This is a genomic window from Cryobacterium ruanii (assembly GCF_004404055.1).
In the GTDB taxonomy this organism is placed as follows: domain Bacteria; phylum Actinomycetota; class Actinomycetes; order Actinomycetales; family Microbacteriaceae; genus Cryobacterium; species Cryobacterium ruanii.
Genome location: NZ_SOHK01000015.1, coordinates 211,217 through 234,745, shown reverse-complemented (window position 1 = coordinate 234,745; position 23,529 = coordinate 211,217). Strand labels below are relative to the sequence as shown.

The following is a 23,529-nucleotide window of genomic DNA, read 5'->3' as shown; positions in this document are numbered from 1 at the left end:
GGAGGAGACGCACGTGGCCACCCACACCGCCCTGGACGAGCAGCGTGCTGCCGCCACTATTCTTGACGGTATCCGACGCGCCGATGACCTCACCGTCGCCGCCGCTCGTGATGGTGGAGTTCGGGCCGTGCGAATGCTGGCCCAGGCGGCCATCGACCCGAACGACCAACTCACCGCCATCGCGGCGGTACACGCTCTAGCCCAGGTGTTCGACGATTCCGCCGACGAGGTTCTCGTTGCCCTGTTGCACCACGACTCGGCGTTTCTGCGCGAGCACGCGGCCTGGGCCCTCGGCACCCGCCTGCCGCGCTATGACGCCATCGCGGGCCTCGTCACGCTCGTGCGGAAGGGCGGTTTCACGGGTATGCTCGCCCAGCGCACCCTGGAGCAGTGGGGTTCCTCGGCCGCCGACCAGGTTGGCCTGTTTCTGGAGGGCGCCCTGTTGGGAGTCAGCGAAACTTTCGCCCGCGCCCGCCTGGTCGAGACCATCGGCCTCGTTCCCGGTCGCGTTCCCGAACGCCTGCTGCGTCGCGTCGCCACCGACAGCTCCGAGAATCTGCACGCCCGCGTTGCCGCGATCGCAGCCCTGGGCGACCGAGCCCCGAGCCCGGCCGTCATCTCGCTGCTCAGCGCGCTCTCGCAAGCGGATGCTGCGGCATCCGCTTGCGAAACCGGTGAGCTCGCCGCAGTCGCGCGACTGGCGCTGTTCGACCTCACGGCGACGGACGTCCCGCGCGCGCCGTGGAACCGCGGCACCACGATCGCCCAGCTGTTCTTGCACGCCGATATCGACGGTGAGCTGTCTCAGGTGGGCGCCGGAGACAATGGCGGCATCGCCACCCTACTTGTGCGCCTCGGCGACGCCCTGGTAGCCGGTACGAGCGCAGCCGGCACACGTTCAGCCGGCACGAGTGGAGTCCGTGCTGCCGGCGGGGTCGACCGGGTCATCACCATCTCACGTGGCACCCACGACGACGCGCTCAACGCCATCGCCGACGTCGGATCGACCCTGCCCAGGCACTCGTTCGCAGCCGTGCCCTTCGTCGGCGGCCCGGTGCCCTCGACCGACGCCTGGCCCAGGCGCGTCGCAGCGCAACGTGGCATCCGCCGCATTTTGCGCTCGGCCGGCGTGGTCGACGCGATTCACCTGCGCATGGCCGACGTCGGCAGCCTCGCAGCGGCGACCGTTGCCCGTGACCTCGACATTCCGGTGGTGTTCACCGTGGCACCCGACCCGCACGGCGTGATCGACTCGCTCGAATCGAGCGGCGCCCTCACCCGAGCCAACTTCGGCACGGTCGATGCGGTCGAACACTTTTGGTTTCGCGCCCGCCTCGTGCAACGGCTCGCCGCGGATGCCGCGCACACCGTTCTGTTTCCGCGCCCGCACCTGCAACAGGACATCGAGCGGCTGACCGGCATCGACATCAACGCGCACCCCGAACGGCACTCCGTCATTCCGGAAGGCATCGACCTCTCGGTGATCGACCGTTCCCGAACGGATGCCCTCGGATCGCTTGGCCTGACCGGCGGTAGCCTGCTGGTCTCCCGTGACGCCCACGCCCGGGCCGCAGCTGAACCAGCCGCCGTAGCCTTCGAACAGCTCGACGCCCTGCTCGGCACCCTTCCGCCCGAGCGGCGCGGCCTGCCCCTGCTGATCAGCGTCGGTCGCCTGCACCGGGTCAAGGGCATGGCCGCACTGGTCGAGACCTGGAACACCGATCCAAAATTACAGGCGCGCTGCAATCTGCTGATCGTGGGGGGCGACCTGGAGCATCCGTCGTCTGATGAGGGCAAGGAACTGGCGCACATTGCCCGGTCGTTGGCGAGCGGAGACCTCGGCGAGGCGGCGGCCCTGGGTCTGCTGCTGGCCGGACACCGCGCCAACGACACCGTCACCCGCTGGCTCGCCGCGGTCCGATACGGTCGGCCCGGCCTCGCAGCACCATTCGGTGTGTATGTCTGCGCGAGCATGAAGGAGGAGTTCGGCATCGCCTTGCTCGAGGCGATGGCGACCGGGCTCATGGTGGTTGCACCCGACGGCGGCGGACCGGCCACGTACGTCGAGCACGGTGTGACCGGTTTTCTTGTCAACACCGGTGACGGCGCAGCCTTGGCCCGCGCCGTCACCGACGCGCTCACCGCGGCGTGCGGCGTTCACGGCGGTGCCAGCGCGGCTCGGGCCCGCACCATGGTCGTGGACAACTTCACGATCGAGGCGATGGCGACCACCCTCGCCGGCGTCTACCGCGACGTCGCCGTGGCCTTCGAGCCGGCCGTGTGGGAGCTGAGCGTTTCGTGACCCTGCTGATCATCAGCCCGGACTACGCCTCACACCTGTACCCACTCGCCACGCTCGGCACCGCCTGGGCGCAGGCCGGCGAACGCGTCGTGGTCGCCAGCGGACCAGCCACGGCCGACATCGTGACCGCGTTCGGCTTCGAACGGGAGAACCTGCAATTGGGTCGCGGCTCCAACCCCGGCACGATTCGGGTCGAAGCGCAGCCCGTCGGCGAAGACGACGCCCTGCGCGGCTTTTTCGAGGCGACCCGCCGTGGCATGGTCGACACCCTGCGCTTTCAGGCCGAGGCGCGCAGCAGCGACCTGCTCTACAACCCCGTCGAGATAGCCCGCGAGGTGCAGAGCATCGTCGCCCGGGTGCAGCCGGACCAGGTGATCGTCGACCATCTCGCTTTCAGCGCCCGGCTGGGGTTGCTCAGCGCCGGTGTTGCGCACGCGGACGTCGTGCTGGGGCATCCGTCGGCACTGCCCGTGGGCGCGGAGGTCTACGGCTATCCGCCGGCCTGGCCCGCCGTGTTCTCGCCCGCCGCCGCGGAGCTGGCCCTGCTGGAACTGCAGTGCGAGGCCGTGCGCGACACGTTCACGGCCCAGTGGAACGAGGCCCTGATCGAGCTCGATCCGGAAGCGCGGCTGAGCGTCGACGCCTTCCAGGAGGTCGGCGACGTGCTGCTGCTCAACTATCCGGCCGAATTGCATCCGCCGGCACGCACCGGTTCTTTGCCACCCCATGTGTTTCTCGGGTCGGCCGTGCGCTCCGAGGCCGTCGACCCCCAGGTTGAGGCCTGGCTGGCGGCCAATTCGCTGCCCGTGGTCTACGTCAGTTTCGGAAGTTTTCTCTCGGTGCGCGGAGACGTGCTCGCGCGCGTCATCGCCGCCCTCGAGGGCCTTCCGGTGCGGGTCGCCATCGCGGTCGGGGCGACCGACCCCACCGAGCTGGGGGCCATGCCCGCCGCCTGGCTGGTACGCGCTTTCCTGCCGCAGGTACGCCTACTGCAGGCAGCCGCCCTCGCCGTCACCCACGGCGGCAACAACTCAGTGACCGAGGCGATGAGGGCCGGAGTTGCGCTGGTCGTGCTGCCGTTCTCAACCGACCAGTTCGCCGGCGCGGCCGCCCTCGAGGCGGCGGGCTTCGGCACCTCGCTGCCGCCCAACACCGCCACCGTCACCGACCTGCGCACAGCCTGCGAGCGGATGCTGCGTCTCACGGGCGACCCGCGCGCCCGCCTCGATGCCCTCGCGCTGTCACTGACCCGGCAATCCGGCGCGCAGCGTGCCTACGCGGCGCTCGCCCGGGTGCCGGCTCGGGGTTAGTACCTGTATCAGGTCGCACCCCGCACCGCCTGCTGCTTCACAACCGACACTGGAAAATCTTCCTCCGAGGCGGCCTGTACTGCCTACAAACCCCGATCGAGATCGACCCGACGCGAGCACTGATCGACTTGCCCAGCAAGAACCCGCTTCTGCAGCCGGCCCCGCTTGGACCGCCAGCCGTCACCCCGCGCGTGGCCGGCAAAGTAGAAAGCGGCGGCTCACGAAATGGCGGTCTGCTTCGACAAGCCCAGCACGGCGTCGACGGGCTCGACTAACGAGACGGGGACGACCCGCGTCGAGGTCGCCCCCTCGACGTCTACCGGTACTCAAGCCCAGCACTGCCCGTGGCTGCTCGTCCCTGCGCTGTGCGCAATACACGGCACGGCCCATCATGGTGCGGCGGGCGTGACGAGGTACAGTCCAACGGGGCGTCGCGGGGCGTCGCTAAGCACGGCGGGGGCGGGGGCGGGGCGGGGCAGGGCGTCACGAAGTACGGCGGGTCGGGGCGGGCCACAGCACGACGCGAAGAGGTACAGCACGGCGGGGCGGGGCGCAGCCGGGCGTGCCGAGGCGAGGCGCGGCACCGTTTCTCGCCCGCTACCAGTCTGCTGACTCAGAAAGTCGCAAGCGGCCGTGATCGCAAGACTTCTGGTATCCGGTCGAGATTGGGGCTTTAGTACGGTGAAAACGATCTTGTTGCGCCGGTTGCGCCGGTTGAGCGGAATCGGTCAGTTCGGCCGGTCGACGTCGGCACCGGTGCCGAGGTCTCCGCACTCGATCTGCTCGACCGGGTGCGCGCGCAGATATGGACGGGCGCCGGTGTCCCCGGCGAGGGTATCGAGGAGGGGCACCCAATGCGCCCGCCCGATCACGACGGGATGCCCCGGCTGGCCGGCGAACCGGGCCTGACGCAGGGTACCGGCCAACACGGTGACCGGCAAACCTGCCGCACCTGCCGCACCTGCCGCACCTGCCCCATTCGCCGCACCCGGCGCATTCGTCGAGGCGTTGGTTCCAATCAGGCGGGCCACGGTTGCCGCGTTCAGATCGGGCACGTCCACGGGAACGACCGCGACGGCAGCGAGACCGGGCTGGTCGAGGGCGCAGCGCAGACCGGCTCGCAGGGAAGCGGAGAGTCCCTCGGCCCAGTCGGTGACCTGCAGGATCAGAACGGATGCCCGTGGCCGGTTTGCGTCCTGGGCCGGCGCTCTGGTCGGGTCGTCCTCACCGGGTTCGAGCAGCGCCGCCGCCTCGGCCCCGCGGGCGCCGAGCGCGACGATCACGGGGGAGCATCCGGCCGCGGCCAGTACGTCGACGGTGTGCTGCAGCCAGGAACGCCCGGCGTCGTCGTGCACGAGCGCCTTGGGCATGCCATAGCGAGAGCCGGCCCCGGCGGCGAGCACGAGCCCGGCTACGCGACTGGACGGCAGCATCTGCATGCCTGCCATCGTAGGGTTTTCGGGCCGTCCGTGCGTCGGTCGGGGCCCCCTAGCACGGGGGTGGGCTAACAGTTCTACGCCACACGAGCTATACGCTCGCAGATGCGGCAGGAAGTATTTGTGTTTGCCGACCCACCAGCTCCCAGCAGTCCCGGCTCAGAAAGCACCATGTTCCCTCAGATTTTGCAGCCGCTCACGCAGGTGCCGGAGTTGTCTTCGGACGGGGCCGGCAGCATCCATTACCTGCCAGCGACGCGTGCCACCGTGCTCTGGGGCCGGCTGCCCTGCGCGCGCGACGTTGGCGTGCTCACCGTCGATTCGGGCGACGATGTCATGATCGATACGATCAACGACGAGGGTGTGCTGGCGGACCAGGGCCGAGACCCGGCCGCCTTCTTCAGCCGCCACGGCGTGCCACGGGAGTTCGTGCTCGACGACGCGATCGACCTTGCTGCGTCTGATTTCGGTCGCGACCCGGGCAGCGACGGGCCGCACATCGTGACCGGCCCGATTCGTGCGCGTGGCGCCCGGTCTTGCGACCTGCTCAAGATGACGGTGCTCGCCTACGCGTACCTGAGCGCCGCTACCGATTTCACGATCTCCCAGGTGGTCGACCGGGTCACCGGGGTGCACACTCGCATTCGAACGGCGGACTATCGTGGCTGATCTGCTTCATCCGGCGGCGGTTCCGGCCTTTGACACCAGCATCTGGCGGGTTCTCGGCAATCCGCTTGTCGGCAGCGAGAGTATCGGACCGCTCTCCGGGCGTACCGTTGCCGTCAAAGATCTCTATGACGTGGCCGGGTTCGCCGTCGGCGCCGGCATTCCCGAATACCTGCACGAGCAGGCCGCCGCGACCGAGAGCGCCCCGGCGCTGCGCGCACTTCTGGGGGCTGGCGCGACCGCGCGCGGTATCGCGCAGACCGACGAGTTCGCGTACGGCATCACGGGCGCGAATGTGCACTACGGCACCCCGCCGAACCCGCGCGTTCCGAACGCCGTGCCCGGCGGGTCGTCGAGCGGTCCGGCCACCGCCGTCGCGCTGGGCCAGGCCGACATCGGACTCGGCACCGACACCGCAGGATCGATTCGGGTGCCGGCGTCGTACCAGGGCTTGTGGGGGCTTCGTAGCACCCAGGATGCCGTCAATCGCAGCGGGCTGCTGCCGCTCGCGCCGCGGTTCGACGCGGTGGGCTGGATCACGCGCACCCCCGGCGTGCTGCGCGCCGCCGTCGTTGCCTCGGTGCAGCCGGAGCTGCAGCGGGGTGCGCCGGCACGATACGCGGTGGGGGCATCCGTTGTGGTCGGGCTCGACGACGAGGTACAGGAAGCCTTCGTCGACGCCGTCGACTGGCTCGAGGGAACCGGCAGCATCACCCCGGTCGACTTTGTCGACGTCGGCGATCTTGCCGCACTGTTCCAGGCCTTCCGCACCGTGCAGGCGGCCGAGGCCTGGCAGGTGCACGGCTCGTGGGTACGCGCGCATCCCGGCGTGCTCGCGGCCGATGTGGCGGCTCGCTTCTCCTGGGCGTCACGGGTGACCGGCAGCGCCGAGCGGGCGGCGCGGGGCGTGCTCGGCGTCGCGCGTGAGCGGCTGGATCAGATTCTGGACGAGCGAGTGCTGCTGCTGCCGAGCACCGCTTCAACGGCGCCCCGGCTCGACAGCGAAGCGGCGGCCCTCGATCGCACCCGCAGCGCGACCCTCGCGTTGACCTGCCTCGCGGCGATCGGCGGCTATCCGGCTCTGTCGGCTCCGCTGCTCGACGTGCACGGAGCCCCGCTCGGGTTGTGCCTGGTCGGGCCCCGATTCAGCGATCTCGCGCTCGTGGATGCGGCAACGGCGATGGCGACTCAGCTGAACGAAATGCCCGGGTAGGTTCGAGGCCGCCGTGCTCTACCTTGCCGATCAGGACTGCGCCGATGAGATCGATTCCGAGTTCGATGCACCTGCGCCAGCAGCTCGCGCAGACCTTTCAGAGCGTGCGGCTCGCGCCACTGCCCGGGCAGGCGATCGGCGAGGATGTGGCCGGACTCGGCCCGCACGACGCGGCCGTTCTGTTCGGTTTTCGCCGTCGATCGGCGGGGTTCGGGCAGCTGGTCGCGGCGATCCAGCGGCGGGGATCCCGCTCGTGCTGATCTCCGACTCCTCGGCCCGGCGGTACGCCGACGGCGCAGCGGTCTGGCTGGAATGCCCGATCGACAGTGCGAGCGCTCCCGACAGCTATGCCACGGCGATGAGCCTGATCAACCCGCTCGCGGCCGGCGCCCCCCTACGCCGAGGCGAGCGGATGCGAAACCGGGCGGCGCTTAGTTCACGCGCACGCGGTGGCCGCGCACGTACACGCCGGTGATGGCGGGCTCGCGTAGGGCGAGCAGCAACGCGAACAGGGTTTGTTCGGCGGCCAGGCCAGCGTCGTCAGCGCGCACCGCGTTCTCCAGTATGAGGGCGAGCGGCTCCCAGCGGTCGGGATCGATGAGCAGAAAGTCCGCGTCCTTGCCGAGGTCGAAGTTGCCGAACCGCGCCTCCATATCGAGGGCCCGCGCCCCGGCGAGCGTTCCGGTGAACAGCAGCGCGGCCGGGTCGAGGGCCACGCCGGCGTCGCCGGGCTCCGACAGGTGCGCCTTGTAGCAGTCGTTGAGCACCCGAGCGACGAGCCATTCGTCGCCGCCGCCGACATCCGTTCCGATCGCGACGTTCACGCCGAACGCGGTCGTGCGGCGCCACGGCATGGTGCCGGAGCCGAGGAAAGCCTGCGAGGTGGGGCAGTGGGCGATCGACGTTCCGGTGTCGGCGAGGCGGGCCAGCTCGCTGTCCTGGCAATGCACGGCATGGGCGAGGATGCTGCGGGGCCCGAGCAGGCTGGAGCCACCGCGGGCCGAGCCCGGCAGGAAGCATCCGTCGTAGGTATCGAGGTATTTCTCGGTGCCGTACACCGACCGCACCGCTGCGATCTCGCCCGTGCCCGGCCGGTCGTTCTCGTTGAGGTGGCTATGAAAGTACACGCCGCGGCCGCGCACCGATTCGTAGAGTTCGCCGAGCCCGGCGAGGGTCGTCGGCGTCACCGAGAGGCTGAATCGCGGCACGATCGCGACCTGCAGCAGCGCGGTCTGGGCCGTGCCGGTGTCGACGGCGTGCCAGCGGTCGATCTCGGCCGCCGTAAGCTCGATCGCAGCCTGCTCGCTCGTGATCAGGGCGCGGGCGGAGTCGGTGCCGACGGTCTGGATACCGCGCCCGCTCACCAGCCGCAGGCCGGCCGCCTGGGTTTCTTCGAACAGGGCGTCCTGCGCGAGCGCAAACGCCGATCCGAATACGAGGGCGCTCGTCGTGCCGACGGATGCCCGCCGCCGCGTGAAATCGCGCGCCACCTGGCGAGCGAATCCCGGGTCCTCCAGCCGCGACTCGGCGGGAAATACGCACTCGTCAAGCCACTCGAGTAGTTGGCCACCGCCATAGGCAGCTGTTGTGTAGGTCTGCGGAAAATGGATGTGGGTATCGACGAACCCGGGAATGATGAACCCGGTGCGGGTCACCGGCAAGGCGGCGAAGGCAGCCGGCAGATTGGCGAACGGGCCGACCCACGCGATAGTGCCGTCAACACCGGTCACGAGGGCGCCGTCGGGCACCGAGACGAGGTGTTCGTGGGCCTCGGCAACCGTGGGAGCGTCAGCTATATGAAAAATATAACCGCGAAAGACCGCGGGACCCGATGATTCGTACATATCTACGTAGAATATCCTCTTTCGCGTAGTACGGCGGGCAATTTCTACTGTTTGGGGGCGCTCTCCGCATGCTGTTTCCGTTGGTCGAGCCGATCGTGACCGCCAGAGAAACGATGTCGACCGATGCTTGGCGTCTGCTCAGCCGTGCAGCAGGCGCCAGATGCGGTCCCGCGACATGGGCAACTCGGTGGGACGGATGCCGATCGCGTCGCGCACTGCATTGGCCAGCGCCGGCGCGACCGGGTTGTAGGTGGATTCGCTCATTGACTTGGCACCGTACGGCCCGAGCACGTCGTGACTCTGCGCGAAGTAGACCTCGGTGACCGGCAGATCCACGAGCTGGGGCACGTGATAGTTGCGTAGTACCCGAGTGGACACGGCCCCCGCGCCGTCGAGCACGACCTCCTCGAACAGGGCGGTGCCGAGCGCCTGCGCGACCCCGCCCTCGATCTGCCCGCGGCACTGCTCCGGGTTCATGACGAAGCCGGCATCCGCAGCCTGAATCGACTGCAGAATGCGCACCTCGCCGGTGTCGGTGTTCACGGCCACCCGGAACGCATGCACGTTGAAGGCGAGGGAGCGCCGCATTCCGTCTTCACGGCGCACGGCGGTGAGGTCGACGCCGTTGGCCGTGGCCCAGTCCGCGAGTTCGACGAGGGAGACGGTCGCGGCAGCGGCGCGCAGGCCGTCGCGCTCGAGCTGCCAGGTCCTGTCGCCCCCAGTACACGACGCGGCGGCCTCGACGAGCGACTCGCCCAGAGCGGTCGCCGCGGCGAGCACGGCCTTACCGGCCACGACGACCCCGGCCGAACCAAACGCGCCGGAGTCGTAGCCGGCGGCATCCGTATCGGAGTGCGCCAGGTCGATGCGGTCCAAGGTGGTGTGCAGGGCCGTCGCAGCGATCTGCGCGTGCACGGTCGTTGTACCGTTGCCGAACTCGGTCGTGCCCACGCGCACAAGGTAGCGGCCGCCGGCCGTCAACTGAATGGACGCCTGCGAGCGGTGGCCCCGCGGCGGCGTGGTCGCGATCATCGACGACGCCATGCCGGTGCCGACCCTCCACTCGGGCCCGGAAGGAATGACGGCCCGATTGCCGCGCTTCAGGGCCGCTTCGGCGAGGTCGAGGCACTGATCGAGGCCGTAGCTGCCGAAGACGAGGTCGGGGCCTTCTTCGTGGGTGACGACGAGCGGGTCACCGGGTTGCACCGAGTTGAGCCGACGGAGTTCGAAGGGGTCCATCTGGAGGTCGCGGGCCAGTTCGTCGAGGGCGCACTCGATCGCGAAGATGATCTGGCCGAGGCCGTAGCCGCGGAAGGCGCCCGACGGGGGGTTGTTCGTGTAGACGTTCTGGGCATCCACTCTCTTGTTGGGCACGTTGTAGAGCGCGACGGATTCGCTCGTGCCATGGAATAGCACGCCGGGGGCGTGGTTTCCGTAGGCACCGGTGTCGGCGAGGACGCCGAGTTTCAGAGCGGTGAGTCGGCCGTCGGCCGTGGCGCCGAGGGTGACGTCGATCGTCATCGGGTGCCGCACCGGGGCGATGGTGAACTCGTCGGTGCGGGTGAATTCGTATTGCACCGGGCGCCCGGTTTCGAGCACGGCGAGGGTGACGAGGTCTTCGGTCAGCAGTTCCTGTTTGCCGCCGAAGCCGCCGCCGACCCGGGCGGTGAACACGCGTACCCCGGCCGGATCGAGGTCGAACAGGCGGCAGATCTCCGTCTGCACCAGAAAGGGAACCTGCGAGCTCGTGCGCAGCACCAGTCGGTCGCCGTCGAGCCAGCCGATTGTGGCGTGGGTTTCGAGGTGGGTATGGGCGATGCGCTGGGTCTGCCAGCTGCCGGAGACAACGGTCGAAGCTCGCGCGAGACCGGCCTCGACGGAGCCGTATTCGCCGTGCAGCTCGGCGACGAGGTTGTGCCCGGGGTCGGCGACGCGTGAGACCACCGGGTCCTTGTCACCGTGCACGAGCGGGGCGCCGGGTTCGAGGGCCAGCCGCGGGTCGAACACGGCGGAGAGCAGGTCGTACTCGACCTCGATAAGCCGGCAGGCGGCCTCGGCGATCGCCACGGAGTCGGCAACGACCGCCGCGACACGCTGGCCCCGAAAGCGCAGGGTCTGGTCGAAGACGAGGGTGTCGTCGGGGTCGTCGAACCGGCTTTCGTGCCGCGCCGTCGAGTACAGGGTGGTAGGGGAGTCGTCGAGGGTCAGTACGCGGTGCACGCCCGGCAGCGCGGCCGCCCGCGCCGCATCGAGAGAGCGGATGCGCGCGTGCGCGTGCGGACTGCCCAGCACGGCGAGGTGGAGCAGCCCGGGAACGGCCACGTCGAGGGTGTACGGCTCGAGCCCGCTGACCACGCGTTCCCCGGCGATCGCTCCGGGGGAGGTGCCGACCGGGCCGGCGACCCGGCCGGTTCGGCCGGTCGCGCGCACCGGTCCGAGAGTCGAGGCTTCGGCGTGTTCGCGCCCCGGCGCCACGTGGCAGGAGCCTTCCGGCGGGGTGCGCTGGCCGGCAATCGCATCGTTGATCGAGCGGTAGCCGGTGCAGCGGCACAGGTTGCCCTTCAGGAGGCGGGGCAATTCGTCGAGGTGGGCGGCGGTATCCGCTTCGATCGCGGCGGCGGTGACGACCATGCCGGGCGTGCAGAAGCCGCATTGGAAGCCGGCTGCGTCGACGAAACGTTGCTGCACCGGGGCGAGGTCGCCGGGCTGGCCGAGACCGGCCGCTGTCGTGACCTGCTTGCCGTCAGCCCGGAACGCGGGGTAGATGCAGGAGTGCACGGGTGTGCCGTCCACCTGCACCGTGCAGGCGCCGCAGTCGCCGGTGTCGCAACCCATTTTCACGTCGAAGTGTTCGTGCTCGCGCAACAGGGTGCGCAGGCATTGGCCGGGTGTCGGGGTTGCTTCAACCGGGGTGCCGTTGACCTCGAACGTGACGGTGGCGACCATGGCGGCCAGTTCCAGCGTCATGAGCGGCCTCCCGCGTTGGTCGCCGCGCTGGCGAGTTCAGCGCGAATCTCTTCTCCCAGCAGCAGCCCCATGGCGCGCCGCCAGTCGGCGGCGCCATGGGCATCCGTGAACCAGCAGTCGATCGCGGCGATGTCGCAGGCCAGAACCTCGATGCTCGGCAGCGCCGGGTAGCGCAGCTGTACCGGGCGCAGCGTCGCCGCAGTGACCGTGAGCACGAAGGCGCCGTCATCGCCGCCGGGAGCAGCGCCGCCCACCCGCCCGGCGAGCACCGCCCCCGAGCGCCCAAGCGGCGACAGCGCAATCTTGCGGTATGCGGTCTGCGCCTGCAGCGAGGCCAGCGGCACATGAATGGAGCGCAGCACGTCACCCGGCGCGAGCACGTTGGTCATATTGCCGGTCACGAACTCGCGGGCCGGCACGATCTCGTCGCTGCCGCTGCCGCTGCCGCGCCAGACCAGCAGCTCGGCGTCGAGCGCGACCGCGAGGGTGATCATTGGCCCGGCAGGAAGCGAGGTGGCCAGGTTGCCGCCAACCGTCGCCACATTCCAGACCTTGAACGAGCCGAACAGGGCCGTGCAGCACTGATAGAACAGCGGATGAGCCACCCACCCCGGCTGCATCGGCAGCCGGGAGAGCTCGGCGAGGGTGCAGGTCGCTGCAATCTCGAGGCCCTCGTCGGTGATCGTCAGCGCTGGCCACCCGAAGGTCTGCAAATCGACGAGTGCCTCGAGGTGGGTGCGCGGGTCGGCGAACAGCTCGGAGCCGCCAGCCAGCGGCACGACCGTCGGCCCCAGGGCGTCGAGGTCGCTGCGCTGTCGAGCCGCGATGACGTGGGTCAGGGTGCTGAGATCCATTGTTCTCTCCATCGGATGCCGTGGAGCCACCTCGAAATGCAGTGGCGCATCCGTGCGAGCGGCGTTGGCACACGGTTTGAAGGCCCGAGGGCGAACCAGACGCGGTAGCAAATGCCCCGCCCAGTCGCGACCACACTACCTCCGGCAGCCGTGAATTGGCAGAGGAGTGTGTACCTCCCCAAACAGGGATGCCCAGCCATTCGGGCGCAGGTTGATTCCCAGCCGACGCTGCCACTATTTGGTCGATTACGACGGTGGGAGACCGAAATGACCGCTGCCCCAAGTTTCGACCACACAATGCCGTCCGAACAGCAGGACTTCGACTCAACCGGGATCGTTCCCGAGCACTTCGACGTGGTGGTGATCGGTGCCGGCCCGGCTGGAACCGCCGCAGCCCTGCGCGCAGCGGAACTGGGCGCATCCGTGGCCGTCTGCGAATCTGATCGTCTCGGTGGCACGTGCGTGAACACCGGATGCGTGCCCACCCGGGTGCTGGCCAAGACGGCACGGCTCATGCGAGAGATCCGAACCGCCGCTGCGTATGGCATTTCCGTATCTGAGCGCCCCCTCGACTGGCCCACCACCGTTGCGCGCGTCCGGCAGACCGTTGACCGGGTTCGCTCGATCAAGAGTGAGGCTACGCGCTTCGCCGATGCCGGGGTGGAACTGATTCTTGAGGGGCGGGCCCGCTTTCTGGATGCCTCCACGCTCAGAATGGAGTCCGGGCGCAGGGTGACGGCCGATGCCGTGCTCGTGTGCGTGGGCGGTCATTCCCGCCGTCTGCCGGTGCCGGGAGCTGAACTCGCGACGGTGCCCGAGCACGTGCTTGACCTTCCGAGCGTTCCCGTTCGTCTGGCCGTGATCGGCGGGGGAAACACCGGTGCCCAATTGGTTACCATATTTCGCTCCTTCGGCTCCACCGTGACCTTGCTCGATGTGGCCGACCGCGTGCTCACCACATCCGATGAGTCCATTTCGCACGCGGTCGCCGATGCCTTCGTTGAACAAGGCGTTGTGCTCCGACTTGGCATTGACGGTATTGACGGGCTCCTGCGCGCCTCCGACGGCTCGATCATGCTGACCTGGCGGGAGAACGGGCAGGATATATCAGGCAGCTTCGATGCTGTGATCATGGCAACCGGCTGGCCCGCGGATATCGGTGACCTGGGACTGGAAAATGCCGGTGTGGTCACGAGCCGTTCGTCCATTCCCGTCGATGCGTATTTTCGAAGTTCGGTGCCGCACATTTTCGCTGTCGGCGACGCCAATGGCCAAGACATGCTTGTGCAGGCCGCACAATTCGAAGGCGAAGCAGCAGCCGAGAATGCCGTGTTGAATGCCAACCAACGAATCCCGCACCACTTGCTTCCAGCGGGTGGGTTCACCGATCCGGACTACGCAGGCGTCGGCCTGACCGAGAGTGACGCCCAACGTCGCGACGAGTTGTGCGTCGTAACGGTGGTGCCCTATTCGTTGCTGGATCGGGCGGTGATCGACGATCGGCAACGGGGATTCCTCAAGCTCATCGCCGATCGCCGGCGTGAGCTGATTCTCGGGGCCCATGCGGTCGGCGAAAACGCCGTGGAGGTCATTCAGTCCGTCACGACGGCGATGGCAGCCGGAATCGACGTGGCCACGCTGGCAAACGTGCGATTCGCCTACCCCACCTACAGTGCTGTGATTGGAATCGCTGCACGAGCCCTGCTGGCCGAGCCCGTCGATCGCCCAGGCACGCTCGGCGGTCAGATGTCGATCGTGTAGACGAGTTCCTCTTGAAGCATGCCGAGCCATTCGTAGAGATCGCGCAGAAACGGCATGTCGTCGCCGTTCATGTGCACCACACCATCGGGGGAGATCTGCAGCCGGTCGGCGAGAGTCAGCCGCAGGTCGGTGAGGCTGCGCAGCCAAGCCTGAACGGCGTCGGGGTTGAGGCTGATCGTGACCGGCTGGCGATCTGCGGTGTCGGGCGTGGCGGCATCCGCTTCGATGGCGCTCACATCGAGCGAGCCCAGCACAGTCTGGGCGTTCTGCGCCTTGCGTTCGAGCAGGCCGGTGGCGGTGAAGCGTCGAAACTCGGCCGCCGCTTCGTCGTCATCGCGGTAGGCATCGGGCAGCAGGCGTCCGAAAATACCGTCGCTCGCGGCGAGTTGGGGGTCGGCCGTGCCAGAGTCGAGCATCTCGAGAAGCTGGGTGGTGGCAAGACGCAGCAGGTCGACCTCGATCGGTTCGAATTGGGCGAGTAGGTCGCCGTCGTTCTGCGGGGTAAACCGCCGCGGGCTGCTCATTCCTCAGCCTTCGCGAGCGTCGCCCAGAGGCCATAGCCGTGCATGGCTTCGACGTGGCGTTCCATCGACTCGCGATTACCGGTCGCCACGATGGCCCGCCCGTTGTTGTGCACCTGCAGCATGAGACGTTCGGCCTGCTTCGGTGTGACGTCGAAGTACCTGCGAAATACGTAGGCGACGTAGGACATGAGGTTGACCGGGTCGTCCCAGACCAGGGTCACCCACGGCCGGTCGAGTGACACCTCCTCGCGGAGCTCGGTGCGTTCGGCAGTCTTGGTCACCCCTTAAGACTCACACGCTCCCGCCGGGTTTTCCACCGCGATCTAATAATCGCCGCGTCATACTCGGCCGCGCGGCGCCCGAGCTGGGGGCGAGGGAATATCCTTGGAGTATGACGTCTCGAGCACCATCGTCCGCACTGTCCCCGGCACGCGGTGCGCAGCACCCTGAGCTGGCACCGCTGACCAATGTCGACGTAGAGCGCATCCGCAACGACTTTCCGGTGCTGCACCAAACGGTGAACGGGCATCCTTTGACCTATCTCGACTCGGGAGCGACCTCGCAGAACCCGATCAGCGTCATGGAAGCCGAGCAGGAGTACTACGAGCAGCGAAACGCCGCCGTGCACCGCGGCGCCCACACCCTCGCCGTCGAGGCGACCGAGGCGTTCGAGGCCGCCCGCGAGACGGTCGCCGCGTTCGTCGGCGCCCAGACCGATGAGATCGTCTGGACCTCCAACGCCACCGAGGCCATCAACCTCTTGGCCTACAGCTTCTCCAACGCCTCGCTCGGCCTCGGCGGCCCGGCCGCGCGCCGGTTCGGCCTGGGCGCCGGCGACGAGATCGTGGTCACCGAGATGGAACATCACGCCAACCTCATTCCCTGGCAGCAGCTCGCGCTGCGCACCGGTGCCACGCTGCGCTTCATTCCCGTTTTCGATGACGGCACCCTCGACCTGCTTTCCGCAGCGGATGTCGTCGGCCCCCACACGAGACTGCTCGCCTTCACGCACGGCTCGAACGTCACCGGAACCCTGAACCCCGTCGCCGAACTCGTTGCCCTCGCCCGCAAGTACGGGGCCCTCGTGGTGCTCGACGCCTGCCAGACCGTGCCGCACCTGCCGGTCGATCTGAAAACGCTCGACGTGGACTTTGCCGTCTTCTCCGGCCACAAAATGCTCGGCCCGACCGGCATCGGCGCGCTCTACGGCAAGGCCGAACTGCTCGCCGGCATGCCGCCGTTCCAGACCGGCGGATCGATGATCACGACCGTTGACATGACTACTGCCGAGTTTCTGGCCCCGCCGCAGCGGTTCGAGGCCGGCACCCAGCGCATCTCGCAGGCGATCGCGCTGGCCGCGGCCGTGGAGTACCTGCGCGAGACCGGCATGGATCGGGTCGCCGCCTGGGAGGCCCAGCTCGGCCAGCGCCTCGTCGCCGGGCTCGCCGAGATCCCAGGTGTGCGCCTGCTCGGTCCGGGTCTCGGCGTCGAACGCCTCGGGCTCGCAGCCGTCGATGTTGTCGGTGTGCACGCGCACGACGTCGGCCAGTTTCTCGACGACGCCGGTATCGCGGTGCGGGTCGGCCACCACTGCGCCCAGCCGCTGCATCGTCGGCTGGGCGTAACCGCGTCCACTCGGGCGAGCACCTACCTCTACAACACGACCGACGAGGTCGACCTGTTCCTGGCCACCCTCGCCGAGGTCGCGCCGTTCTTCGGAGTCTCGCGATGAGCGACCTACAGCAGCTCTACCAGACCATCATCCTCGAGCACTCCAAGGCCCGGCATGGGGCGATCCAACTCACACCGCTGGCTGATGCTGTCGCGCTCGGTAGCGCGCGTGGCCTGCGCGTGGCCGAATCGCATCAGATCAACACGACCTGCGGCGACGAGGTCACCCTGCGCGTGACGCTCGGCGGCGACATCGATGCCGCCGTGACCGAGCTGGTTTGGACCGGCGATGGCTGTTCCATCTCGCAGGCATCCGCTTCGATTCTCACCGACACCCTGCGCGGCCTCAGCACGACCGAAGCCCGTGCACTGCTCGACAATTTTCGCGAGATGCTGCGCTCGCGCGGCAAGATCGAGCCCGACGAAGAAATTCTCGGTGACGCGGCCGCCTTCGGGGGAGTCTCGCGCTACCCCGCCAGGGTCAAGTGCGCCATGCTGCCCTGGGTGGCCTTCGAGGCCGCCGTGATCGAGGCGGAGTCGCACTAGCCTGCTGCGCGGGACCTGCGCTAGTGCGCATGTTCCGCCTTCCGCGCAGCGCGCGGCTCCAGCGCGCGGCTCCAGCGCGCGGTGAAATACCGCTCGCGCATAGCTCCGAAGGCTGAGCTTCAGTTTTCGCCCGTGCCGAGCTCGGCGTGCAGCGGCCAGTCCTGGTCGTCCAGAATGAGCTGGGCGCAGGCGCCGGTGCGGGCGTTCACCACGATGGGCGCCATCAGGTTCACCGTCGTGGTGCTCTCGCCGGGGTTAACGACCACGAGCACGAGGGCATCGTCGGGCGTCGTCAGCGCTAGCGCGATCGACTGTTCGTTCGAGATCGCCGGGGTGTAGTTCGGCAGAAAGATCGCCGCATCGAGCACGAACAAGCGTGTGGCCGGCTGGGCGGATGCCTGCAGGGAGTACAGCCCGGCAGCCCCCTCGATCTCGTTGAGCACGAAGTCGGTGAGCGGCGCCAGCCCGGGCGGGGGAGAGACGAAGCTGAGGGTGGGGCTGCTGAGGGTTGTGCTCATGAGAGAAAGTCCATCAAGGTTGGTTGAAGCACACGGGCGGTAACGGCGAGGGCGGCCTGATAGGTCACTTCCTGCAGTTTCAAATCGATGATGACCTGGCCGAGGTCGGCGTCTTCGATGCCGGACCGTTGGGCATCCAGTGTGCCGGTCTTTTCGAGCAGGGTCGACTGGGCGCGTTCCATCTGCACCTGGCGGGCGCCGATTTCGCTGTGCTGACCGGTCATGATGGCCATCCGTTCGTCGAGACCTCTGAGGCGGGCACGCACGTTGACCGACGTGTCGGTTGAGCGCAGGTCGTCGACGATATTGTCGAGCAGCGTGAACACCGACGTGTTCGCGGTGCCGAAGATGGTGCCGCCGTCGGCGTCGACCCGCACGGTGCTGGTGGCGCTGATGCGACGCTCGACGCTGCCCGCACCCGTCGTGTCGCCGGTGTACGGATAGGTCGCCAAGCCGTTCTCGGTCACAGCCGTGAACGCTGTGGCGTCGTCGGAGTTACCGGCAAAGACGCTGCGCCCCAGAAACTTCGTGTTGGCCTGCGACAGCAGGTCGGTCTTGAGACCCTCGACCTCGATCGCGATGGCTTCCTTGGCCGTAGCCGAGAGCGAACCGGAGTTCGCGCCCTGCACGGTGAGGTCACGCACGCGGTTCATGATGTCTGACACCGAACTGAGCGACGATTCGATCGTGGTGAGCCAGTCGTTGCCGTTGTCGGCATTGGCACTGTACTGGTCGACCGCACGCATCTCGGCGCGCACGGCCATAGCCGCGGCCGCAGCGGTGGGGTCGTCGGAGGAACGGTTGATTGATTTGAGCGTGCTCGCCTGTTCCTGCAACCGTGCAAGGTGCGTCATGTTCTCTTGCAGGTTGCGCTGGGCGGCGCGCATCTGCGTCTGGGTGGTCACCCTCTCGACCATGGGTTACCTCCCGACCAATCCGGTGCGGTTGATCAGGGTGTCGAGCATCTCGTCGACGGCCGTCATCATTCGGGCCGCGCCCTGGTAGGCGTGCTGGAACATCAGCAGGTTCACGTTCTCCTCGTCAAGGTCGACGGACGAGTTGGCGAGCTGCTGGTTGGCAGCGCCCGACGCCGTCGAGCTGGCCAGCGCCGCCGAGTGCAGTTCGGTCTGCGTGAGCACGCCGGTCTTCGTGACGAAGTCCGACCAAGTGGTGCTCGGCGAGATGATTGCTGCGCTGCCGTCGAGTGCGAATCCGGCGCCGAGCTGGGCGATGGCATCCGCTATCGTGCCGTCGTAGGCGCCAGAATCAACCGATGCGCGAACGGCCATATCAGCGGATGCTGTGGGCACGATACTGAGACCCTGCGCGGCGGGTGCGCCATCCGTTCGGAAAAAGAAGGCTTGGCCGGTCGCATCCGCTTGCGTGAAGCCGGTCTTGTAAATGGCGTTGACCTTGTCGGTCAGATCCGTGGCGAAGGCGTTGTAGGACTCGGCAGCCTCGGCCAACGCGCCACCAGTACCAGCGACATTGGTCGCGCCGAGCAGCGACAGCGCGCCGGCCATCTCGCCCCGGTCCATCGTCACTGCGGTGTCGGCGTTGTCGGCCCACATCAGGCTCACGTCGCCGCCGTCTTGCAACACTCGGGGAGCGTTGGTATCGACCTTAATCTGGTGAGCCACGCCGCCCGCGACGAGCGCGTTGCCGCCCACCAGCACGTTCACCGTTCCGTCGGCCTGTTCCGTGACGGTCGCGCCGGAGAGCGCGGCGATCGTCGTCGTCAGGGTATTGCGCTGGTCGAGTAGTTCGTTGGCCGTGCCGCCGGTTGCGAGGGTCTGGCGAATCTGCACGTTGAGCGCGGCAACCTGCGCGGCAGCCCCGTTGAGCTCGGAGATCATATTGTTCAGGTCGCTGCGCACCGTGGACCATTCGTCGGATACGGCCTGATAGCCCTCGGAGATCTGGGTTACCAGTTCGCCGGCCGTGCCGAGCAGCAGCGCTGCGGGCGCCGCGGTGTCGGTGCCATTGGAAAGCGTCTGCCAGCCCGCCCAAAATTCATCAAGCGTGGCCGAGATGCCGTCTTCGCCGGGTTCATTGAGTGAATCCTCGACCGAGGCGAGCGCATTGGCGCGCACCGCGGTGTAACCGGCGGTGGCTGCGGTGGCGCGCACGCGGGCATCCAGTTGGGCGCTGGCGAGGCGAATGATGCCGTCCATGGCAACGCCCTCACCCACCCGGGCGCCCTGCGTGAAAATGCCGGTGGGGGCCGTAGCGCCGAGGGCGGAGGTGGATATGCGCTGCCGGGTGTAGCCATCCGTGTTGGCGTTGGCAATGTTCTGACCGACCACGTCGAGGCCCTGGCGCGCGGCAACGAGGCCGGTGTACGCGGTGTTCAAGCCACCAAATGTGCTCACCGTGTTCTCCGTTCTAGTCGTTGGGCGTTCAAAGTCAGAGGTTGCGGTCGAAAATGCGGGCGGCGGTCACCGGTTCACCGGTGGTGCCGCTGGCATCATAGGTCTTGGGATTGGCGCTGACCGTGGCCATCGTCTCCTGGGTGGAGCGGGCTGCGGCGCGAATGAAGCGTTCGTTGGTGTCGCGCAATTCTTTGATCTGGGTGGTGAGATCGCCCATGGCTTTGAGGTGTGCGGCGAAGATCTCGCCCCACGGCCCGGAGGGGGCATGCGTGGCGAGTTCACGCAGTGTTGCGTCTTCGGCTGTTCCCCACTGGGTGGCGAGTGCGGCGACCTCGACGGAACGTCCCAGTCCAGCTTCACGCACGAGGTTGAGTACCTGTTCCACCTCGCGCGTGGCGTGTTGCAGCCAGCGGGCTTTACCGCCCTGCAGCAAAAGCTGTTCCTCTTCAAGTTTGAAGACGAGCAACTCGAGAAGCTCCCGTTCGCGCCAGAGCAGCGCGGATAGTTCGTTGGCGCCCATGACTCCTCCAGCCAGTTTTCACTCACTCGCAGGCTCACACGGGTGCGCGCGCTCTGGATCGTTTGTTGGCACTATCGGCCACGAAATAACCACGGTTAGGCAAGATAAACCGATTTCTTGCAAAATCGCTCAAGTGTGTCCGCTAAACAATGGACATAACAATGTACCAAATGGGCTGTGTAGCACTACCCATTTACCTCCTTTTGGGGGTAGCTTTGACCTTGCAGGCATCGGGGCCTCTCGCGGGAGGCGCGGACGCCCCTCCGTGCACATCAAAACATTGGCATGGAAGGCACGGGGGCTGCACGTGAATCGCACGGAACGCAATGCCCTCGTAGTCGAGAATCTGCCCCTCGTCGGTTACCTCGTTTCGGAGGTCTGGGCCAAGGCCCGCCACCTCTCTCGCGACGACCTGGCATCGGCCGGCGCAGTCGCTCTCATCACCTCAGCGGATACCTTCAACCCGGCTCTCGGGGTTCCCTTCGGGGCCTTCGCCCGCCGCCGCATCATTGGCGCATTCGCCGACGAGATGCGCTCGAGCGACTGGGCCACGCGATCAGCTCGCCGCCGCATCAAAGAAACTCTGGCCGTGCAGGAGACGCTTTCGGCTGCTCTCGGCCGCACCCCAAACGTGAACGAAATCGCCGACGCACTGGGCGTCGACCGCGAGACGGCTGCGGCCGGCCTGGCCGACGCGGCCCGCACCCTCTCGGCCCTCGACGACACGACCGCGGAGTTTCTCGTGGCCGACACCGCCATGCCGGAAGAGTCGCTGCTCTCCACCGAACGCCTGGTCTACCTGCGGGCGGCCATTGCGGCCCTGCCCGAAAAGATGCGGGTCATCGTCGAGCAGATCTACTTCGACGACCGCCCGGTCAAGGACATCGCGGCCGAACTCGGCACCACGCACTCCGCCGTCTCCCAAATGCGTGCCGAAGCGATTCGGCTGCTGCGTGACGGGCTCAGCACGCACTACGCCGACGAAATCGAGACCGTGCCTGCCTACCAGCCGGAGTCCCGCATCGCTCCGGCTCGCCGCAACGCTTATCTCGCTCGCCTCGCCGAGCTCGCCACGGTGGGAATGACTCGTGCCGCCGATCATCTGCAGCTTGACACCGCAGATCGCGCCGCATCCTGACTTTACGTATCCTCCCCGCTGGCCCATGGATGGGCCGGCTTCACAACACCTCACGGAAGAAATCATCATGGACATGCAGGTCAACAACAACACCTCGGCCTCAGACGCGTACCGCAAGCTCGCCGCCTCGCAGACGCGCCTCGCGCAGCCGACGGTCGCCATCTCGAGCGGGCTCGCCTCCACCGAGCCGGCCAACACCGAGCCGGCCGTCACCGAGCCGGCCGTCACCGCAGACAGCGTCAACTTCGAGGGCAAGACCCGTGCGGTCTCGGCCGAGAACACCCTGGCGGCAGCCTCCCGCCTCACCAACAGCGCCATGGCCGAGCAGATGGTGGACCTCACCCGCGTGAGCATTCTCACCCAGCCGGTCACCGCTGTCTCCGCCCAGGCCAACCAGTCGAACTCCGACGTTCTGCAGCTGCTGCGCCCCGCCGCGTAACACGAATACGTTTTGTAGGTAGCAGCTGCTGCGCTTGACCGGCAGCGGATGTCGCCAGCGTCGCGCCGCCCATGCTGACCGTTGCAGAATTGCTCGCCCTGCCGTTCAAACGGAAGTGGCTGAATTCTGCAACGGTCTTTTTACGTTTGCGGTACCTCGCGAAATCGGCGCGATTCGTTGAATTCACGAAATCAGCTCACCCAGATTTCTAACCCGCTATCGCAATTGGTCGATAGCTCATGGTGCTGGCCCATGGATGGGCCGGCGTACTTTGACCCAATCACGGAGGATTCATCATGGGCATGCAGGTAAACACCAACATTGCGGCGAACAACGCGTACCGCAACCTGGCAACAACGCAGAACGACCTGTCGAAGTCGCTGGAGAAGCTCTCTAGCGGTCTTCGCATCAACCGAGCAGCGGATGACGCGGCCGGCCTCGCAATCTCGGAGGGCTTGAAGTCGCAGGTTGGTGGCCTCACGGTTGCCGCCCGCAACGCACAGGACGCCGTCAGTGTCATCCAGACTGCTGAAGGTTCGCTCAATGAGGTAACCTCGCTTCTTCAGCGCATGCGCGACCTCGCCGTTCAAGCTGGTAACGGCTCGAACAACACTCAGTCGCGTGCGGCGATCACCACGGAAGCCACTGCGCTCACCGCCGAGCTCACTCGAATCGGCGCGAGCACGAACTTCAACGGAACGGATCTGCTCAAGGGCGGTTCGATGAGCTTTCAAATCGGTGCCAACAGTGCCGATCAGATCGGCGTCAACTTGGCGAACGTCGCAAGCATTGCGACAGCCCTGACCACCTCGCCCGCTGGTGCATCGTTCACCGTCGCGCCAGGTACCGTTGGCGGAACACAGGCCTTCTCGGTCACGAACGCGGACAACACAGTTACAACGGTCACGGCCACTCTCGCAGCGGCTGGAGCTTATTCGTCTGCAGATCAGGTAGCGGCCGCATTGAACGCCAACGCGCAGTTCGCCAACAACCTGCAAGCCACCATCGTTTCAGGCAAGCTGGAGGTGCGGTCGACAACCGGTGGTGCAGTCGGGTTCGCCACTGCTCCGGGCGCTGGCATAACTGGAGGCGGTGCGGTCCCGGGTTCAACCGCACTGAATTTCGGCACCGCAGAGGGAGCAGCAGCGGCAATCACCACCATCTCCTCGAAAATTGACCTGATTTCAACGGCGCGCGCCCAACTCGGTGCCTCGCAGAACCGCTTCGAGAGCGTCATCAAGAACCTGGCCGTATCCAAGGAAAACCTCACCGCTGCCGGATCGCGTATTCGCGACACCGACATGGCCGAAGAGATGGTCAAGTACACCCGGGCGAACATCCTGTCGCAGGCTGGTACAGCCATGCTCGCGCAGGCCAACCAGAGCAACTCTGGCGTGCTGCAGCTGCTCCAGTAACACCAGCAGGATCAACATCAGCACCACCGCACG

General features: G+C 67.2%; 21 protein-coding genes. 11 read left to right on the top strand and 10 right to left on the bottom strand.

Features of this window, described 5'->3' with window-relative positions; translation table 11 throughout:
- Positions 1-13 precede the first annotated feature (13 nt).
- Positions 14-2,302, top strand: a complete 2,289-nt coding sequence (locus E3T47_RS10750; protein ID WP_134556054.1) for a glycosyltransferase — start codon at positions 14-16, stop codon at positions 2,300-2,302.
- The gene (locus E3T47_RS10745; protein ID WP_134556053.1) at positions 2,299-3,612 is read left to right on the top strand and encodes a nucleotide disphospho-sugar-binding domain-containing protein; all 1,314 of its coding nucleotides are present in this window, start codon (positions 2,299-2,301) and stop codon (positions 3,610-3,612) included. Before E3T47_RS10750 ends, E3T47_RS10745 begins: the two co-directional genes overlap by 4 nt.
- Positions 3,613-4,340: 728 nt before the next feature.
- On the opposite strand, the gene E3T47_RS10740 is transcribed toward E3T47_RS10745, so the two are convergent.
- The gene (locus E3T47_RS10740; protein ID WP_241982178.1) at positions 4,341-5,051 is read right to left on the bottom strand and encodes a nucleotidyltransferase family protein; all 711 of its coding nucleotides are present in this window, start codon (positions 5,049-5,051) and stop codon (positions 4,341-4,343) included.
- A 168-nt stretch (positions 5,052-5,219) separates the two neighbouring features.
- On the opposite strand from E3T47_RS10740, the gene E3T47_RS10735 reads away from it, so the two are divergent.
- Genes E3T47_RS10735 through E3T47_RS10725 form a run of 3 tightly spaced genes read left to right on the top strand, consistent with a single transcriptional unit; the run spans position 5,220 to position 7,187 of the window.
- On the top strand, positions 5,220-5,717 hold the full coding sequence (locus E3T47_RS10735; protein ID WP_134556052.1) for a hypothetical protein: 498 nt from the start codon (positions 5,220-5,222) through the stop codon (positions 5,715-5,717).
- Positions 5,710-6,927, top strand: coding sequence for an amidase family protein (locus E3T47_RS10730; RefSeq protein WP_241982176.1), 1,218 nt, complete (start codon positions 5,710-5,712; stop codon positions 6,925-6,927). The genes E3T47_RS10735 and E3T47_RS10730 overlap by 8 nt, the downstream gene beginning before the upstream one ends.
- A gap of 44 nt (positions 6,928-6,971) precedes the next feature.
- On the top strand, positions 6,972-7,187 hold the full coding sequence (locus tag E3T47_RS10725; RefSeq protein WP_134556050.1) for a hypothetical protein: 216 nt from the start codon (positions 6,972-6,974) through the stop codon (positions 7,185-7,187).
- Positions 7,188-7,358: 171 nt separating this feature from the next.
- Here the strand turns inward: E3T47_RS10725 and E3T47_RS10720 are convergent, their stop codons facing one another.
- From E3T47_RS10720 to E3T47_RS10710, 3 genes are all read right to left on the bottom strand, one after another.
- Entirely contained in the window at positions 7,359-8,771 is a 1,413-nt protein-coding gene (locus tag E3T47_RS10720; RefSeq protein ID WP_134556049.1) for an amidohydrolase family protein, read from the bottom strand.
- A gap of 138 nt (positions 8,772-8,909) precedes the next feature.
- Positions 8,910-11,738, bottom strand: coding sequence for a molybdopterin-dependent oxidoreductase (locus tag E3T47_RS10715; RefSeq protein ID WP_241982174.1), 2,829 nt, complete (start codon positions 11,736-11,738; stop codon positions 8,910-8,912).
- On the bottom strand, positions 11,735-12,592 hold the full coding sequence (locus E3T47_RS10710) for an FAD binding domain-containing protein (protein ID WP_134556048.1): 858 nt from the start codon (positions 12,590-12,592) through the stop codon (positions 11,735-11,737). The genes E3T47_RS10715 and E3T47_RS10710 overlap by 4 nt, the downstream gene beginning before the upstream one ends.
- A gap of 267 nt (positions 12,593-12,859) precedes the next feature.
- Here E3T47_RS10710 and E3T47_RS10705 point away from each other — a divergent pair, with 267 nt between their 5' ends.
- On the top strand, positions 12,860-14,353 hold the full coding sequence (locus tag E3T47_RS10705) for a dihydrolipoyl dehydrogenase family protein (RefSeq protein ID WP_241982172.1): 1,494 nt from the start codon (positions 12,860-12,862) through the stop codon (positions 14,351-14,353).
- On the opposite strand, the gene E3T47_RS10700 is transcribed toward E3T47_RS10705, so the two are convergent.
- Together E3T47_RS10700 and clpS are read right to left on the bottom strand one after the other, a co-directional pair.
- On the bottom strand, positions 14,335-14,877 hold the full coding sequence (locus tag E3T47_RS10700; protein WP_134556047.1) for a DUF2017 family protein: 543 nt from the start codon (positions 14,875-14,877) through the stop codon (positions 14,335-14,337). The two genes, E3T47_RS10705 and E3T47_RS10700, sit on opposite strands and share 19 nt — an antisense overlap.
- The gene (gene clpS, locus E3T47_RS10695; RefSeq protein ID WP_134556046.1) at positions 14,874-15,158 is read right to left on the bottom strand and encodes an ATP-dependent Clp protease adapter ClpS; all 285 of its coding nucleotides are present in this window, start codon (positions 15,156-15,158) and stop codon (positions 14,874-14,876) included. Before clpS ends, E3T47_RS10700 begins: the two co-directional genes overlap by 4 nt.
- 110 nt (positions 15,159-15,268) lie before the next feature.
- Here clpS and E3T47_RS10690 point away from each other — a divergent pair, with 110 nt between their 5' ends.
- A complete protein-coding gene (locus tag E3T47_RS10690) occupies positions 15,269-16,609 on the top strand; it encodes an aminotransferase class V-fold PLP-dependent enzyme (RefSeq protein ID WP_134556045.1) in 1,341 nt (446 codons plus the stop codon).
- The gene (gene sufU / locus E3T47_RS10685; RefSeq protein ID WP_134556044.1) at positions 16,606-17,094 is read left to right on the top strand and encodes a Fe-S cluster assembly sulfur transfer protein SufU; all 489 of its coding nucleotides are present in this window, start codon (positions 16,606-16,608) and stop codon (positions 17,092-17,094) included. The genes E3T47_RS10690 and sufU overlap by 4 nt, the downstream gene beginning before the upstream one ends.
- A gap of 119 nt (positions 17,095-17,213) precedes the next feature.
- Here the strand turns inward: sufU and E3T47_RS10680 are convergent, their stop codons facing one another.
- From E3T47_RS10680 to E3T47_RS10665, 4 genes are read right to left on the bottom strand one after another with little or no spacing between them, the layout of a single operon-like run.
- Positions 17,214-17,612, bottom strand: coding sequence for a flagellar assembly protein FliW (locus E3T47_RS10680; RefSeq protein ID WP_134556043.1), 399 nt, complete (start codon positions 17,610-17,612; stop codon positions 17,214-17,216).
- Positions 17,609-18,529: a flagellar hook-associated protein FlgL gene (gene flgL, locus E3T47_RS10675; RefSeq protein WP_134556042.1), complete on the bottom strand. Its 921-nt coding sequence runs from the start codon at positions 18,527-18,529 to the stop codon at positions 17,609-17,611. Before flgL ends, E3T47_RS10680 begins: the two co-directional genes overlap by 4 nt.
- A 3-nt stretch (positions 18,530-18,532) precedes the next feature.
- Positions 18,533-19,984 (bottom strand): flagellar hook-associated protein FlgK, encoded by a 1,452-nt coding sequence (gene flgK, locus E3T47_RS10670; RefSeq protein WP_134556041.1) that lies wholly within the window; start codon positions 19,982-19,984, stop codon positions 18,533-18,535.
- Between the two features lie 34 nt (positions 19,985-20,018).
- Positions 20,019-20,504, bottom strand: a complete 486-nt coding sequence (locus E3T47_RS10665; protein ID WP_134556040.1) for a flagellar protein FlgN — start codon at positions 20,502-20,504, stop codon at positions 20,019-20,021.
- A gap of 307 nt (positions 20,505-20,811) precedes the next feature.
- Between E3T47_RS10665 and E3T47_RS10660 the strand changes: the two genes are divergently transcribed.
- The 3 genes from E3T47_RS10660 to E3T47_RS10650 all read left to right on the top strand — a co-directional run bounded on the left by E3T47_RS10660 (position 20,812) and on the right by E3T47_RS10650 (position 23,496).
- Complete coding sequence (locus E3T47_RS10660) at positions 20,812-21,642, top strand: sigma-70 family RNA polymerase sigma factor (RefSeq protein ID WP_134556039.1); 831 nt, start codon at positions 20,812-20,814, stop codon at positions 21,640-21,642.
- A 67-nt stretch (positions 21,643-21,709) separates the two neighbouring features.
- Complete coding sequence (locus E3T47_RS10655; RefSeq protein WP_241982171.1) at positions 21,710-22,081, top strand: flagellin; 372 nt, start codon at positions 21,710-21,712, stop codon at positions 22,079-22,081.
- Positions 22,082-22,377: 296 nt separating this feature from the next.
- Entirely contained in the window at positions 22,378-23,496 is a 1,119-nt protein-coding gene (locus tag E3T47_RS10650) for a flagellin N-terminal helical domain-containing protein (protein ID WP_134556037.1), read from the top strand.
- Positions 23,497-23,529: the final 33 nt, after the last annotated feature.